Origin of the sequence: Labrenzia sp. THAF187b, assembly GCF_009363375.1 — a bacterium.
GTDB classification, from domain to species: Bacteria; Pseudomonadota; Alphaproteobacteria; order Rhizobiales; family Stappiaceae; genus Roseibium; species Roseibium algicola.
This window is the reverse complement of record NZ_CP045344.1, coordinates 476,970-490,290: the sequence shown is the minus strand read 5'-3', so window position 1 is coordinate 490,290 and position 13,321 is coordinate 476,970. Positions and strand designations below refer to the sequence as shown.

The following is a 13,321-nucleotide window of genomic DNA, read 5'->3' as shown; positions in this document are numbered from 1 at the left end:
CTGACCCACAATGAGTGGTTTCGGCCGTGAATGCGCGGAGATCGTCCGCGCAGCCCGGGAGGGCTCGTACAAGATTGGCATGATCCTCGGCTCCGGCCTCGGCGCGCTCGCCGAGGAAGTCGAGGACGCTGTTCGCATTCCCTATTCGCACCTGACCGAATTTCCGGTCTCCACCGTCACGTCCCATTCCAGCGAGCTGGTTGCCGGCACGCTGTCCGGGGTGCCGGTGGTGATCCTGTCGGGCCGGGCCCATTATTACGAGGGCGGCGATCCGACGGTCATGCGCACGCCGGTAGAAACGCTGAAGGAGCTCGGCTGCGAGATCCTGCTGGCAACCAATGCGGCCGGTTCCCTGCGCCAGGAAGTTGCTCCCGGTTCGCCCATGCTGATTTCCGACCACATCAACTGGTCGGGCATGAACCCGCTGATCGGTGAAGAGGACGAAAAGCGCTTCCTCGACATGAGCACCGCCTACGATGCTGACCTGCGTGCGGCCATGAAGAAAGTCGCTGAGGAAACCGGCGATCCGGTCGCCGAGGGCGTTTACATGTGGTTCTCCGGCCCGTCTTTCGAGACGCCTGCCGAAATCCGCATGGCCAAGACACTGGGTGCGGATGCGGTTGGCATGTCAACCGTGCCGGAAGTCATCATGGCCAGGTTCCTGGGTATGCGCGTCGCGGCCATGTCGATTATCACCAATTACGGCGCAGGCATGCAGACACACGCGCTGTCTCACGACGAAACCAAGTCCGTTGCCTTGCAGGGCATGGAACGCATGAAACAGCTGGTGCGGGCATTCGTGAAGGAGATCGGCCAATGACTGACATGATCGAACACGCCAAACGGGCCCTCGGGCTCGTCGACCTGACCAACCTCAACGACGACTGCACGGCGGCGGATATTTCCAAGCTGACCGGACGGACCGTGACGGATCACGGGTCGGTTGCTGCTGTCTGTGTCTGGCCGCGGTTCGTGGCGCAGGCCGCGCAGGAACTGACCGGCACGGGCGTGAAGGTGGCGACCGTTGTCAACTTCCCTGAAGGTGGCGAAGATACGGAAGCCGTCCTGGCCGAGACGAAGCAGGCACTTGCCGATGGAGCCGACGAGATCGATCTGGTGATGCCCTACAAGGCTTTCTGCGCCGGCCGCAAGGGCTTTGCGGAAGAGCAGATCATCCGCGTGAAGGCTGCCATTCCGGAACCGGCACTGCTCAAGGTCATCCTGGAAACGGGCGAAATCAAGGATCCGTTGCTGATCCACGCAGCCTCCAACATTGCCATTGGGGCAGGTGCGGATTTCATCAAGACCTCGACCGGCAAGGTTGCCGTCAATGCAACGCTGGAAGCAGCCGAGATCATGCTCACCGTGATTGAGGAAGCCCGCCGCGACAACGCCGAGCGCGTGATCGGCTTCAAGCCGGCCGGTGGTATCCGCACCGCCGAGGACGCAGCTGCCTACCTGGCGCTTGCCGACAAGATTATGGGCCAGAACTGGGTATCGGCACACACCTTCCGCTTTGGTGCCAGCGGTCTTCTGGATGCCCTGATCTCGACGATCGAGGGCCAGGAAATCGTGGACCACTCCCACCACGGCTATTGAGACGGCTTCAAGAAGGACAACAAATGCTGCCGCAAGAACTCATCAGAAAGAAGCGCGACGGTGGAACGCTGGACGCGGCGGAGATCCAGTTCTTCGTCAAGGGTCTGGCAGACGGCTCGGTCACGGAAGGCCAGGTGGCTGCGCTCGCCATGGCTGTCTTCTTCAAGGGGCTGACCGTCGACGAACGTGTGGCCCTGACGCTCGCCATGCGCGACAGTGGCGATGTCATGGACTGGTCGGGCATCGACGCGCCGATCCTGGACAAGCATTCCACCGGCGGCGTTGGCGACAACGTCTCCTTGATGCTGGCGCCGGCGCTTGCCGCCTGTGGCGCTGCCGTGCCGATGATCTCCGGTCGTGGCCTGGGTCACACGGGCGGCACGCTGGACAAGTTCGACAGCATCCCGGGCTATCAGACGCAACCGGACAATCTGCTGTTCAAGAAGGTGGTCAAGGAAATCGGGTGTGCCGTCATCGGCCAGACCGGCAATCTTGCTCCGGCCGACAAGCGTTTTTATGCCATCCGCGATGTGACCGGCACGGTGGAGAGCATCGACCTGATCACCGCGTCGATCCTGTCCAAGAAGCTGGCAGCCGGTCTGCAGGGACTGGTGCTGGACGTGAAGTGGGGCACGGGCGCTTTCATGGCAACACTTGAAGATGCTCGTGCTCTTGCCGAAAGCCTGGTGCTGGTCGCGAACGGCGCGGGTTTGAAGACCACGGCTCTCCTGACCGACATGAACGAGCCGCTGGCGTCTGCCGCCGGCAACGCGGTTGAAATGCAGAACGCCGTCGACTTTCTGAAAGGCACGGCCATCGACAACCGCCTTTGGGATGTCACCGTGGCACAAGGCGGCGAACTGCTTGCCTCCGGCGGCATCGCCGCTGATGCCGAGGCCGGTGCCGGCATGATGCGTGAAGCGTTTCAGAGCGGCAAGGCGGCTGAGAAGTTCGCCCAGATGGTTCATGCGCTTGGCGGACCTGCCGACTTCATGGAAAAGGCGGAACTTTATCTCGCCAAGGCGCCGGTGGAAGCGCCGGTCTATGCCGAACATGACGGCGTCGTTACGAGTGTGGATGCCCGGGCAGTGGGCGTTGCGGTCGTCACGCTTGGCGGTGGACGCCGGGCTGCAGCGGACGTGATCGATCCGTCCGTCGGCCTGACCAGCCTTGCCGGTGTCGGCAACACGGTGGACGCGGATGCGCCCTTGGCGATTGTCCATGCCAGAACCGAGGCAGAGGCCGAAGAAGCAGCCGTCGCGGTGCGCAAAGCCTACACCATCGGCTCCGCAGCCGATGTCATCGACAGGCCAAGCGTCGTCGAGTGCATCGCGCCCTGACCGGGAAAATGCGTGCCGGGCGAATGGTCGCCCGGAACCTCTCCGGCCGAACTGGCCGGCAATGATAAATTTGAGGAGATGTCCATGCCTCGTGCAATTCTGTGCGTTCTGGACAGTTTCGGTATCGGCGGTGCCGCGGATGCGGAAGCCTTTGGTGACGCCGGGGCCGATACTTTGGGCCACATCGCGGCGCGTTGCGCCGCCGGTGAGGGCGACAAGGACGGTCTGCGCTCCGGCCCCTTGCGCGTTCCCAACATGGATCGGCTCGGTCTGGGCGCCGCAGGGCGTCTGTCCACCGGCAAGGACGTGCCGGGCCTGGATTTCGATGGCGAGCCGGAAGGCCTGTGGGGCTATGCTGCTGAAGTTTCCAACGGCAAGGACACGCCGTCCGGCCATTGGGAAATCGCCGGTGTGCCTGTGCGCTTCGACTGGGGCTATTTTCCGGAAACGATCCCGACCTTCCCGGAAGAACTGATTGCAAAGATCAGCGAGAAGGCAGGTCTCAACGGCATCCTGGGTGACAAACACGCCTCCGGCACGGTGATCATTGCCGAACTTGGCGAAGAGCACATTCGCACGGGCAAGCCGATTTTCTATACGTCGGCGGATTCCGTCATCCAGATCGCCGCCCACGAAGAACACTATGGTTTGGAGAAGCTGTACGAACTTTGCGAGATCGCGCGTGAATTTGCCGATCCCTACAACATCGGCCGGGTGATCGCGCGGCCCTTCGTCGGCGAAACTTCGGACACTTTCCAGCGCACCGCCAACCGGCGTGACTATTCGGTACTGCCGCCGGAACCGACCTTGCTCGACCGGCTGACAGAGGCAGGGCGCACGGTCTATGGCGTCGGCAAGATATCCGACATTTTCGCGCATCAGGGCGTTGCCAGGGTGTTGAAGGGCGCAGGCAACGACCAGCTGTTCGACAAGACGCTGGAGGCCATGGACCAGGCAGCCGATGGCGACCTGATCTTCGCCAACTTCATCGATTTCGACTCCCTCTACGGTCACCGCCGGGATGTTCCGGGATATGCAGCCGCACTGGAGCATTTCGACCGCCGCTTGCCGGAAATGATTGCCAGGATGAAGGACGGTGATCTCCTGATCCTGACGGCCGATCACGGCTGTGATCCGACCTGGCGTGGCACGGACCACACTCGCGAACATGTCCCGGTGATCGCAACCGGCCCGGGTCTCGAAGGCAGAAGCGTCGGTGGTCGCAAGACCTATGCCGATATCGGTGAAAGTATCGCCGAACATCTGGGCATCGCGGTCGGTCCGAACGGCACGAGTTTTCTGTAACCGCATCCGCATTCCGGCAATCCGGTGAATCGGGCACAATAACCGCGGGCCACTCGTCCGTCCTTTCTGCGGAAAGACGGAAATCCGGCCCGCCACACACTCGAATGAGGACCCGCGGGACATGAGCGACGCCATCACGGTACCGAAGGCGGAATTGCATTGTCACATCGAAGGCGCCGCGCCACCGACCCTGGTCAAGCGCCTCGCCGACAAGCGCGGCGAGGATGTTTCGGCCGTCCTCGACGGTAACGGCAAATACATCTGGTCCGACTTCACCACCTTCCTGAAGGCCTATGACGTTGCCAGTTCGGTGTTCAGGACGCCGGCGGACTACGCCCTGCTTGCGGAAACCTATTTCCGCATGCTGGCGGCGGAAGGGGCAATTTACGGCGAGATCTTCATCTCGCCAGACCACGCTCAGGCCGCCGGCCTGTCCTACCGCTCCTATGTCGAGGGACTGGCCGCGGGGATCGAGCGCGCCAAGACAGACACCGCCATCGAAGGCCGGATGATCGCAATCGGCGTCCGCCATTTCGGTTCGGCCTCCGTCGAACGGGTCATCAAGGAAGTGATCGGCAATCCGCATCCTCTGGTCACGGGCTTCGGCCTGGCCGGGGACGAACGCTCCGGCCACCCGGCGAATTTCGCGAAGGCCTTCCGCATGGCGGCGGATGCGGGGCTGGGCACGACGGCCCACGCGGGCGAGTTCGGTGGTCCGGACAGTGTGACCGCGGCACTCGAATTCCTGCGTGTGAAACGTCTTGGCCATGGTGTGCGGGCGATCGAGGACAAGGATCTGGTCAAGCGCCTTGTCGACGAGGAGATCGTGCTGGAGGTCTGCCCCGGGTCGAACATCGCTCTGGGCGTCTACACTCACCTGCGCTTCCACCCGGTCAACATGCTGCGCAAGGAGGGCGTGAAGATCACGCTCAACTCCGACGACCCGCCTTTTTTCGGCACCACGCTCGGCAAGGAATATTCATCGGTCACCGAAACCTTCGGATGGAGTTTCGATGATCAGATGGAAGTCACCCGCACGGCCATCGAAGCCGCCTTCTGTGATGAGCCCACACGCAAAAGGCTCCTTGTACGACTGGAAAGCGCAAAGCAGGCGCCGACGGGTTGAGGCAGGTCTTCTGCATCATGCGGGATGCGCCGCACGCTGAGTGCAAGCCAGATTGGTTTCAGGCGGGGTCGCTTCGTTCACCCTGATGTCAGGTTTAATGACCGGCGCACAGCTTTGCTGTGCTTGTCGGGAATGACGCCGGCCATAGGCGCGGCTGCTTTGCATTGGTTTGGTTCAGCGAGAACTCTTGTGAGCTTTCTCGCCTCTCGCCCTCTCATCCCCAAAACCTCATCCTGAGGAGGACTGACAGGTCCGTCTCGAAGGATGGGCGGCATACTCCGGAACAAGCGGCCCATCCTTCGAGACGCCGCTGAAGAGGCTCCTCAGGATGAGGGGGGAAGGGCGATGAATGCCGAAGGTAATGGCGCCAATCCCCGTCAGATTTCCCCGCCGGTTTCGTCCACTTCCGTGCGCGGATCGAGGCTTACCGTTTCCGGGGTCGTAATCTGCGCGGTCGAGACCGCCATCACGAAATCGGACTTGTCTTCCTGCGGAAGCGAAGCACGCTGACGCATGCGCCAGAGGGCAAAGAGCATCATGGAAAGATGCGCTGCCGCCGTCACCTGGAAGAGTGCGCCCGGATAAGTGAAGGTCATCAAGCCCGAAGCGAGCAACGGTCCAAGCATTGTACCAGCCCCGAAGATAAGCAGAAGACCACCGCTGATCCTGAGAAAGTCACCTGGCTCTGCGTGGTCGCTCGCGTGGGCGACGATCACCGGATACATGGAATAGACCACGCCGCCGAAACCAGCGATCAGAAGAACCGTGAGGGTCGGATCCGTGCCGCCGAAGAATGACAGGGTGGACCCGAAACTCATGGCGGTTACGGCGAGACCGACCAGCACCAGGCGCCGGTCGAGCCTGTCGGAAAGCATGCCGACCGGGATCTGCACCACTGCGCCGGCCAAAAGCGCCAAACTCATCATGATGGCAATCTCCGGTACGTCCAGTCCGATGCGAAGTCCATAAACCGCACCCAAGGTGCCGAAGGACCCGTTTGAAATGCCGACCATGAACACCGCTACGACTGCGATCGGTGAATTGCGCCAGAGTTTTTTCGGGTCCAGCCGCGCCTGTGTCAGGGGCTGGGGCGATGCGGCGGTGGACAGCGCTGTCGGCAGCAGCGACAGCGAGTAGATGATCGAGCCGAGAACGAAGAAGAAGAAGCCGGTCGGATCGCCAAGCGTCAGCAACATCTGGCCGGCGGTCGTCGCCCCCAGATTGATCATCGTATAGATGCCGAAGATCCGCCCGCGCGTTTCGCTGGTAGAGCGTTCGTTCAGCCAACTTTCCACGATCATGGCAGCGCCGGAAAAGCAGAAGCCGGTGATCGCCCGCAGCACGATCCAGACAGCGGCATCCATGAACAGGAGGTTCAGGAGAACCGAGATGCCTGCCAGCGAGGCAAGCGCCCCGAAGGCCCGCACATGACCCACACGCTTCACGATGACCGGCACGGCCAGACAGCCGCTGACATATCCGACTGCCCAGCCGGTGCCGAGCAGACCGAGCGAGGCATCGGAAAAGCCGTTGGCGAGACCGGCGAGCGGCAGCAGGAGGCCGTGAAGGCCGCCGGCGAGCAAAAGCAGTCCGGATCCGACGAGAAGGGCGGCGATTGAGACAACGGCAGACATGAAACTTCCGGTGTGGGGTGGTTGAAAGGCTTGGGTTCAAATCAAACAGATGATGACCAATGACGAACCGGTTTGACAAGGTTATGGTGGGCAGATAGGCGAGGGCAGCGTCTTTTCACACAATCCTTTCCAGATCCGGCGATCTCCATGACCGATACCCAACCAGCCTTGTCCCTGTTCCGGCCGCAGCGTGTTCGGGAAAAAGCCTATGAGCTTTTGAAGCTCGCCACAGATGGCAAACTCGCCCATGTCGAAGCGGTTCCGGACCGGCTCGAGACAGCGCTGGCCACGGTGCTTGAAACTACCCGGGAAAACTATCCGGATTTTCACATTCCACCCTACGGCATCTGGCGGAATTTCGAAGCTGGCGGCATCGACCGCTGGGGTGCGCTGGCAAATGCACGCGGGTTTGAAACCGCCGAAGAAATGCTTGCCGCTGCAGCCGACCTTGCCATCCTCGGTACCTACATGAAAACCCGCCATCCCGAGGGCTGGGTCTTTGAAGACCGGATGACGGACACCAAGGCAACCGGTCAGGAGGCTTCGGCACTGGCCGCCTTTCACATGTTCGCGGCAGGTTCCTTTTCCGGTGAAATGACCGATCCCTACCGCGTCGATGCGCAGACGCTCGTGCAGATGGACCGGATGGAACTCTCCGAAGGCCTGCAGTGGGACGCGAGGGAAGATGACGACCTGCTCGAGGCGATGCAGCGCCATCTGAAACGCTTCGGTGAAGCGCTTGCCTTGCGGCCGGACCTTTTCGGGGAAGGGGACGAGACCCGTCCCGGCCGTCTTGCAGTTCGGATGGCAAAGGAAAGCGATGGTGTGGTTTCGGCAAGGGATCTGCTCGACCGGTTGCTGGAGTCCCTGTGTCCGCTCTGGGACGGTGGTGCCAGCGAAGGAAGCATGGTCTATGGCGACAGCTTCGAGCATTACCAGCGGGGCGCGGTTTCCGAGAGGACTGTTGTGCCGTTCCATCAGGCTGCCCAGGAGATGGTCTATTCACTGATCGAACCTCTTGCCTGGGCCGGGTTTGAAGTCTCCGGACTGGAGGCACTGACGCCGCCGGCCGATCCTGCCCACGCGGCCCTGTTCCTTGACGCCGGTGTCCTGAAAATTCTCGAACCGGACACGGCGCTGTCAGCAGAGGCCGAACGCGACCGGATGGTCGAAATCCGCGCTGTGGCGCTTGCGCTCACCGACAGGCTGGCCGAACTGCTGCGGCACGAGCTCAAGGTTCATCAGGATCAGTTGCCGCTCACCTGCATCCTGGAAGGTGGAACCAGCCGGGCTGGCGGCATTTATTTGCAAGGACACCCGCAGGAAGCGAAAAAACTCGGGCACTTCATGAACCCGGGGTCTGTTTTTTGGTTGCCGTTCGGGGCATAGGTCCCGAACATAAAAAATTATGAGACCGGGCCGGTGTTATGGCCCCATTGAGAAGAGAGGCAGATATGTCCGGAGCCACTGTCATCAGCCACCCGCTGGTTCAGCACAAACTGAGCATCATGCGCGACAAGGGAACGTCTACCCAGGGGTTCCGGCGCCTGCTGCGGGAAATCTCCACGCTGCTCTGCTATGAGGTCACCCGCGACCTGCCGCTCGTCTACCAGACCATCGAGACGCCGCTTGCCGAAATGCAGGCACCGACCCTGGCCGGCAAGAAGCTGGTATTCGCTTCCGTTCTGCGCGCGGGCAACGGACTTCTGGAAGGCATGCTGGATCTGGTTCCGTCCGCGCGCGTGGCGCACATCGGGCTTTACCGCGATCCGCAGACCCTTCAGCCGGTGGAGTATTACTTCAAGGCTCCGGAAGACCTGAACGAGCGTCTGGTGATCGTGGTCGATCCGATGCTGGCCACCGCCAACTCGGCGATTGCAGCGGTTCAGAAGCTCAAGGAGCGCGGAGCCAACAACATCCGCTTCCTCTGCCTGCTCGCAGCACCTGAGGGCGTCAAGAATTTCACCGAGAACCACCCGGACGTGCCGGTCTACACCGCTTCCATCGACGAGAAGCTGAACGAGAAGGGCTATATCGTCCCGGGCCTTGGCGACGCCGGCGACCGCATGTACGGCACGAAGTAACCGGCCGACGGAACAGACGGCTGAAAGCGCGGAGGGAAACTTCCGTGCTTTTTTGTTGCGCTTGGGCGTGCGGTGTCTAACCTTTTGTAAAAAAAGGGAGGCGACATGATTACGGTCTTTGGTTCCATCAATCTGGATCTGGTCGTTGCCGTGCCCCGGTTGCCGACCGCCGGCGAAACGGTGAGCGGTCGCGATCACCAGACATTTCCAGGTGGGAAAGGCGCCAACCAGGCATTGGCTGCCAGGCGGGCAGGGGCCGACGTTCGTTTCATCGGCGCGGTCGGACAGGACAGCTTTGCCGAACTCGCGTTGCTTAATCTGCGCGAAGCCGGCGTCGATCTTTCAGGCGTTCGCACCATGGCCGGGTCGACCGGCCTTGCCCTGATCGGGATCGATCCCGCAGGGGAAAACCAGATCATCGTCGCCAGCGGCACCAATGCCCGTGTCGAAGCTTCCTGGCTGGAAGGCGGTTTTGGGCCCGGTCAGACACTGCTGGTTCAGGGAGAGGTGCCTCTGATCGAGGTGACCGAAGGCGCCAGGCTTGCCCGGGATGCCGCAGGCACGGTCATCTGGAACCCGGCTCCTGTGCCTGAGGGCGACCTGAGTGCCTGTCTGGATTTTGCCGGTACGGTTGTGGTCAATGTGAGCGAGGCGGCAGAAATCGGAGGTCGTCTCGGCATTGCCGGTGACACGGAAACATTCGCGCTGAAACTGGCGGAAGGTGGCCGGAACATCATCGTCACCCTTGGTGCGGACGGTGTTCTCGCACGCACGCCAACCGCGCGCTATCGCTTCGCTTCTCCTGCCGTCAACGCGGTGGATACGACCGGTGCAGGCGATGCCTTTTGTGGCGCCCTGGCTGCCGCTCTCGATCGCAAGACGTCCTTCGAACGCGCCTTGAAGGAAGGTGCCGCCGCCGGTGCGCTTGCCTGCACCGTGACAGGGGCCCAGTCCAGTGCACCGCATCTGGAGGACATTGCCCGGCTGGCCGACACGATTGCCTGATGCTGTTTTACAGGCCGCTAAGGAAACCGTGATATTCAGGGGGCTCACGCAACGTCGAGACCCTGCATGTCGCGCTTTGTCATCATCTTTCTGGCCTGCATGGCAATCGTTCCGCTTGCGGCGTATCTGCTGGAGAACAGGCTTGAGGTGCTGGTGAGCAGCGACCCGGTTGCCGAAGATCAGGACGTGGACGAGGCCGGTGAACGAAGCCACCGAATATCGGCCAACAGGCAGGGGCATTTCGTGGCGGATGCCTATCTGAACGGCCGTGCGGTGGACATGCTGGTCGACACCGGTGCAACCGTCACCGTTTTGCCGGAATCACTTGCCGAGAGCATCGGAATCTTCCTGAATTCGGCCGACTACAAATACGCGATCCAGACGGCAAACGGCACAGTTCGTGGCGCCAGGGCGACCATTGACAATTTGCGCATTGGAAAGATCCGGCTACGCAATGTCGACACACTTGTGTTGAAAGATCAAAGCCTCGGGGAACCCCTGCTCGGCATGTCCGTTCTCAACCAAATGAAGCGGTTTGACATCTCCGATGGCACGCTTGTACTGGTGCAGTGAATTGTCATACCGTGTTTAGGTAATTACCCAGTTCCGTTCTTCTTCCTTGCTTTGAGAGGCATTGATGTTTCCGAAACCGCGTCCGAAATTGGTTCCGAACACTTTTGAATATGAATCCTTTCCAATGGTGAAGCCCACGGGTTTCCGTGAATACGATGCGCGTTGGCTTTTCGAAAAGGAAATCAATCTGATGGGCATGCAGGCGCTCGGTATGGGCATCGGCACGCTCATTCACGAACGTGGCGTACGCCCGGACATCGTGGTGGGGCATGATTTCCGGGGTTATTCCTCCTCCATCAAGATGGCGGTGATCAACGGCCTTCTGGCAGCCGGCATCAACGTGCACGACATTGGCCTGGCCTTGTCGCCGATGGCCTATTTCGCACAGTTCGCGCTCGATGTTCCGGCGGTCGCCATGATCACGGCGTCGCACAACGACAACGGCTGGACCGGCGTCAAGATGGGTATCGACCGCCCGCTGACCTTTGGTCCAGATGAAATGGGCCGTCTGAAGGACATCGTTCTGGAAGCGGCTTTCGACCTGAAGGGCGGCGGCAGCTACCGCTTCGTCGACGGTTTCCCGGATGTCTATTTCAAGGATCTCACCGACCGGGCCAAACTGAAGCGCCCGATAAAGGTGGTCGCGGCATGCGGCAACGGCACTGCCGGCGCCTTCGCGCCGAAGATCCTGGAGGCGATCGGCGCCGAAGTCATTCCGCTTGATGCCGAGCTGGATCACACCTTCCCACGCTATAACCCGAACCCGGAAGACATGAAGATGCTCCATGCGCTTCGTGACAAGGTTCTGGAAGTCGGTGCGGAAGTCGGACTTGGTTTCGATGGCGACGGCGATCGCTGCGGTGTCGTCGACAACGAAGGCGAGGAAATCTTCGCCGACAAGGTCGGCGTGATGCTTGCGCGCGATATCTCCGCGCTTCATCCCGGTGCCCAGTTCGTGGTCGATGTGAAATCCACCGGCCTGTTCCACACGGATCCGGTGCTTAAGGCCAACGGCGCCAAGACCGACTATTTCAAGACCGGTCATTCCTATATCAAGCGCCGTGTCACCGAACTGAATGCCATGGTCGGGTTCGAGAAATCCGGCCACTATTTCTTCAACAAGCCGATTGGCCGCGGGTATGATGACGGGCTCGTTTCGGCCATTGCCATCCTCGACATGCTTGACCGTAACCCGGACAAGACGATGGCAGACCTGCGCCGGGATCTTCCCAAGACCTGGGGGTCGCCAACCATGGCTCCCAAGTGCGACGACGAAATCAAGTACGACGTCGTCGACCGGGTTGTCGCCCGTTTCCAGGATATGAAAGCCAAGGGCGAAACGGTTGCCGGACAGTCGATCACCGACCTGATCACCGTCAACGGCGTTCGCGTCGTCAGTGAAGACGGAACCTGGGGCCTTGTGCGTGCCTCCTCCAACAAGCCGGAGCTGGTGGTCGTGGTCGAGAGCCCGGTTTCGGAAGACCGGCTCCACGCCATGTTCAAGGCTGTTGACGGCGTTCTGCGCGAAAACTCGGAAGTGGGCGACTACAACCAGACGCTCTGACCACTTGACCGATTGACGAAAGGCGGCGGATAGTTCCGCCGCCTTTTGCGCATCCTGCCGCCTTCTCGCCGGAGATTTTCATGATCAAGGAATTTGGGGTTCTGCCAGACGGGACCGTTGTCCAGGAAATTACGCTGGCAAAAGGGTCTCTGGCTGCCTCCATACTCACCCTGGGAGGCATCATCCGCGACCTCAAGGTCGATGGTGAGACGGTGGTGCTGGGTTTTGACGATCTCCAGAGCTATCTGGATCATTCGCCCTATTTCGGCGTGATTGCCGGGCGCTGCGCCAACCGGATCGGCGGCGGCCGGATGACGATAGACGGGGTCACCTATCAACTCGACCAGAACGAACGCGGTATCAACCACCTTCACGGTGGCTCGCTCGGCTTCTCCAGCAGGGTCTGGCAGGTAGAGCAGCACGACAAGGCCAGCGTCCTGCTGAAGCTTGTCTCCGAAGACGGCGACATGGGGTATCCGGGCCGGGTGGAAGTGCTTGCCCGCTACACGTTGACCGGCACCGGTGCGCTGCGTTTGAAAATCACCGCAACCACCGACAAGACGACGCCGGTCAATCTGACCCAGCACGCCTATTTCAATCTGGATGGCAGCAGCAATATTCTGGACCATACGCTGGAAATTGCTGCCGAGACCTATCTGCCCGTGGACGAGGCGCTGATCCCGACCGGCGAGATACGCAACGTGGCCTGGACGCCATACGACTTCCGCGACGGGCGCAAGCTGCGGCGCAAGGCGGGTGAGGAGAACGTGGTCTTCGATCACAACTTCTGCCTAGCGGATGCACCACGCGAGGGCGTGGAATTCGCTGCTGCCCTCGAAGATGGTTCCGGTGACCGCCGCATGGAAGTCTGGACGAGCGAACCCGGCCTGCAGCTTTATGATGCGCAGCGGATCTCGGTGACGGTTCCCGGGCTGGACGGCCGGCACTACGGGGCCCATGCCGGGCTGTGCCTTGAAGCGCAGCGATGGCCGGACAGCGTCAATCACGACGGGTTCACACCGGTTTTGTTACAGCCCTCAGAGACTTATACTCATGTTACGGAATTCCGTTTTTCCTGAAATGGGTTACAT

At 61.0% G+C, this 13,321-nt stretch carries 12 protein-coding genes; 11 read left to right on the top strand and 1 reads right to left on the bottom strand.

What is annotated here, in order from left to right; genetic code table 11:
- Positions 1 to 10: 10 nt before the first annotated feature.
- The 5 genes from FIV03_RS02275 (at position 11) to FIV03_RS02255 (ending at position 5,370) form a co-directional block, all read left to right on the top strand.
- Positions 11 to 820: a purine-nucleoside phosphorylase gene (locus FIV03_RS02275; protein WP_022999730.1), complete on the top strand. Its 810-nt coding sequence runs from the start codon at positions 11 to 13 to the stop codon at positions 818 to 820.
- Positions 817 to 1,599 (top strand): deoxyribose-phosphate aldolase, encoded by a 783-nt coding sequence (gene deoC / locus FIV03_RS02270; RefSeq protein WP_022999731.1) that lies wholly within the window; start codon positions 817 to 819, stop codon positions 1,597 to 1,599. Before FIV03_RS02275 ends, deoC begins: the two co-directional genes overlap by 4 nt.
- Before the next feature lie 23 nt (positions 1,600 to 1,622).
- Entirely contained in the window at positions 1,623 to 2,939 is a 1,317-nt protein-coding gene (deoA, locus tag FIV03_RS02265; RefSeq protein WP_152508526.1) for a thymidine phosphorylase, read from the top strand.
- A gap of 84 nt (positions 2,940 to 3,023) precedes the next feature.
- Positions 3,024 to 4,244 carry a phosphopentomutase gene (locus tag FIV03_RS02260; RefSeq protein WP_152508525.1) on the top strand — a complete coding sequence of 407 codons (1,221 nt, stop codon included), beginning with the start codon at positions 3,024 to 3,026 and terminating at the stop codon, positions 4,242 to 4,244.
- A gap of 121 nt (positions 4,245 to 4,365) precedes the next feature.
- Complete coding sequence (locus tag FIV03_RS02255; RefSeq protein ID WP_022999734.1) at positions 4,366 to 5,370, top strand: adenosine deaminase; 1,005 nt, start codon at positions 4,366 to 4,368, stop codon at positions 5,368 to 5,370.
- 377 nt (positions 5,371 to 5,747) lie between these two features.
- Here FIV03_RS02255 and FIV03_RS02250 read toward each other — a convergent pair whose 3' ends face one another.
- Entirely contained in the window at positions 5,748 to 7,004 is a 1,257-nt protein-coding gene (locus tag FIV03_RS02250) for an MFS transporter (protein WP_152508524.1), read from the bottom strand.
- A gap of 147 nt (positions 7,005 to 7,151) precedes the next feature.
- Here FIV03_RS02250 and FIV03_RS02245 point away from each other — a divergent pair, with 147 nt between their 5' ends.
- From FIV03_RS02245 to FIV03_RS02220, 6 genes are all read left to right on the top strand, one after another.
- Positions 7,152 to 8,393 (top strand): DUF1688 family protein, encoded by a 1,242-nt coding sequence (locus tag FIV03_RS02245; protein WP_152508523.1) that lies wholly within the window; start codon positions 7,152 to 7,154, stop codon positions 8,391 to 8,393.
- Positions 8,394 to 8,458: 65 nt separating this feature from the next.
- Entirely contained in the window at positions 8,459 to 9,088 is a 630-nt protein-coding gene (upp, locus tag FIV03_RS02240; RefSeq protein WP_022999737.1) for a uracil phosphoribosyltransferase, read from the top strand.
- A gap of 105 nt (positions 9,089 to 9,193) precedes the next feature.
- Positions 9,194 to 10,093, top strand: a complete 900-nt coding sequence (locus FIV03_RS02235) for a ribokinase (protein WP_152508522.1) — start codon at positions 9,194 to 9,196, stop codon at positions 10,091 to 10,093.
- A gap of 66 nt (positions 10,094 to 10,159) precedes the next feature.
- Entirely contained in the window at positions 10,160 to 10,666 is a 507-nt protein-coding gene (locus FIV03_RS02230) for a TIGR02281 family clan AA aspartic protease (RefSeq protein ID WP_077290880.1), read from the top strand.
- A gap of 64 nt (positions 10,667 to 10,730) precedes the next feature.
- A complete protein-coding gene (locus FIV03_RS02225) occupies positions 10,731 to 12,230 on the top strand; it encodes a phosphomannomutase/phosphoglucomutase (RefSeq protein WP_062490529.1) in 1,500 nt (499 codons plus the stop codon).
- A gap of 80 nt (positions 12,231 to 12,310) precedes the next feature.
- Entirely contained in the window at positions 12,311 to 13,309 is a 999-nt protein-coding gene (locus tag FIV03_RS02220; RefSeq protein WP_152508521.1) for an aldose epimerase family protein, read from the top strand.
- Positions 13,310 to 13,321: the final 12 nt, after the last annotated feature.

Bases quoted from the DNA above. Each gene is read 5' to 3' on its own strand.
- FIV03_RS02260 (WP_152508525.1), top strand. From the start codon at position 3,024: ATGCCTCGTGCAATTCTGTGCGTTCTGGACAGTTTCGGTATCGGCGGT.
- upp (WP_022999737.1), top strand. From the start codon at position 8,459: ATGTCCGGAGCCACTGTCATCAGCCACCCGCTGGTTCAGCACAAACTG.
- FIV03_RS02235 (WP_152508522.1), top strand. From the start codon at position 9,194: ATGATTACGGTCTTTGGTTCCATCAATCTGGATCTGGTCGTTGCCGTG.
- FIV03_RS02250 (WP_152508524.1), bottom strand. From the start codon at position 7,004: ATGTCTGCCGTTGTCTCAATCGCCGCCCTTCTCGTCGGATCCGGACTG.
- FIV03_RS02245 (WP_152508523.1), top strand. From the start codon at position 7,152: ATGACCGATACCCAACCAGCCTTGTCCCTGTTCCGGCCGCAGCGTGTT.
- deoA (WP_152508526.1), top strand. From the start codon at position 1,623: ATGCTGCCGCAAGAACTCATCAGAAAGAAGCGCGACGGTGGAACGCTG.
- FIV03_RS02225 (WP_062490529.1), top strand. From the start codon at position 10,731: ATGTTTCCGAAACCGCGTCCGAAATTGGTTCCGAACACTTTTGAATAT.
- FIV03_RS02230 (WP_077290880.1), top strand. From the start codon at position 10,160: ATGTCGCGCTTTGTCATCATCTTTCTGGCCTGCATGGCAATCGTTCCG.
- deoC (WP_022999731.1), top strand. From the start codon at position 817: ATGACTGACATGATCGAACACGCCAAACGGGCCCTCGGGCTCGTCGAC.
- FIV03_RS02255 (WP_022999734.1), top strand. From the start codon at position 4,366: ATGAGCGACGCCATCACGGTACCGAAGGCGGAATTGCATTGTCACATC.
- FIV03_RS02275 (WP_022999730.1), top strand. From the start codon at position 11: ATGAGTGGTTTCGGCCGTGAATGCGCGGAGATCGTCCGCGCAGCCCGG.
- FIV03_RS02220 (WP_152508521.1), top strand. From the start codon at position 12,311: ATGATCAAGGAATTTGGGGTTCTGCCAGACGGGACCGTTGTCCAGGAA.